The sequence below is a fragment of the Gordonia sp. BP-119 genome (genome assembly GCF_016924115.1).
In the GTDB taxonomy this organism is placed as follows: Bacteria; Actinomycetota; Actinomycetes; order Mycobacteriales; family Mycobacteriaceae; genus Gordonia; species Gordonia hongkongensis.
Window position 1 is genome coordinate 1 of the sequence record NZ_JAFFZF010000094.1, and the last position, 1503, is coordinate 1503.

A 1503-nucleotide genomic window follows, 5' to 3' on the forward strand; every position below is an offset into this window, starting at 1 on the left:
GAGCTTGTCAAGATGTCTGTGTAAGAACGTGACTCCTGGGTTTCCTGTGGTTGCTGGTTGGGTCTAGTTGAGGTGGGGTTCGATGCGGTCGGGGTAGGCCAGGGCTAGTTGCCCGAGGGCCTGTTTCCAGTTCGTCACGACTTGGCCCTCGACGAGTCTGCCGGGGGCTCTGCGCGTGGCGGCGGGCTTGCCGCGTTCCTTCTCGCGTTGCCGGGCCCGTTTGTCCTCGATGTCGCAGATCGCCAGCCACAGCAGTTTGCGCGCCGCGAGATCGTTGGGGAAGTGTCCCCGATTCTTGATGACCTTGCGGAGCTGGTAGTTCAGCGACTCGATCGAGTTGGTGGTGTAGATGACTTTGCGGAGCTCGGGCGGGAACGCCAAGAACGGAATGAACCGGTCCCACGCTCGATCGAAAGCTGCTGCGGCACTCGGATATTTGGTCCCCAGTTCCGAGTCTCGGAAGGCTTCCCATTCGCGGCGGGCGGTCTCGGCGTCGGGGGCGGTGTAGATCGGTTTGATCGCCCGCGCGACCTCTTTGCGGTCCTTGTAGTTCACGAACCGCATCGAGTTGCGAATCAGATGCACCACACACGTTTGCACCGTGGCCAATGGCCAGGTCGCCTCGATCGCCTCGGGGAACCCGGTCAACCCGTCGCAGCACACGATGAGCACGTCCTTGACGCCGCGGTTGGCCAGATTCGCACACACCCCGGCCCAGAACTTCGCGCCTTCCTCGGCCTGAATCCAGATGCCCAGCACGTGCTTGACGCCGGCCATGTCGACACCAATAGCGATGTGGGCGTGCCTGTTTCGGACATGACCGCCGTCTTTGACCTTCACCACCAGGGCGTCGAGGTAGATGACGGGATACAACGCCTCCAGCGGCCGGTTCTGCCATTCATCGACCGCGTCGAGGACCTCGTCGCAGATCTTCGAGATCGTCTCATGCGACAGATCGGTGCCGATCGTCGAGGCCAGATGATGCTGAATGTCGCGCAACGTCATGCCACCGGCATACAGCGAGATGATCATGTCGTCGAGCCCGCCGAGCCGGCGGGAACCCTTCGGTACCAGGCGTGGGGTGAACGTGCCGGCACGGTCACGAGGAACGTTCAACTCGACCGGCCCGGCCGCGGAGTCCACCGTTTTCGGGCTCGACCCGTTGCGGGCGTTGGGCAGTTGCCGACCGGCCGGATCGCCCTTGGCATAGCCGAGGTGATCGGTCAGCTCGGCCTTCAGGCCGCGTTCGAGGGCGAGTTTGATCAGACCCGGGATCAGGCCGCCGTCGCCGGTGATCTGGACCTGGCCGGTATCGATCTGGGCCAACAACTCATCGACCATGCCCGAGGCCTCCAGCGCCTCGGCCACCTCCGCGGTCGAACGCGGCTCAGCCAACTCAGGCAGCTGCTGACCGTCGTCGTGCTGCTTATCGTCTAACGCCATGCTCATAGATTGTCCTCTCACTGATGAGCACTGGACTTACACAGACCATCTGACACCCCC

General features: G+C 62.9%; 1 protein-coding gene. It reads right to left on the bottom strand.

Going from position 1 to position 1503, the window contains the following annotated elements; genetic code table 11:
* Positions 1-63: 63 nt before the first annotated feature.
* Positions 64-1449, bottom strand: a complete 1386-nt coding sequence (locus JW364_RS23940) for an IS256 family transposase (RefSeq protein WP_159370889.1) — start codon at positions 1447-1449, stop codon at positions 64-66.
* Positions 1450-1503: the final 54 nt, after the last annotated feature.

Coding starts and splice junctions, on each gene's coding strand:
- JW364_RS23940 (WP_159370889.1), bottom strand. CDS start 1,449: ATGAGCATGGCGTTAGACGATAAGCAGCACGACGACGGTCAGCAGCTG.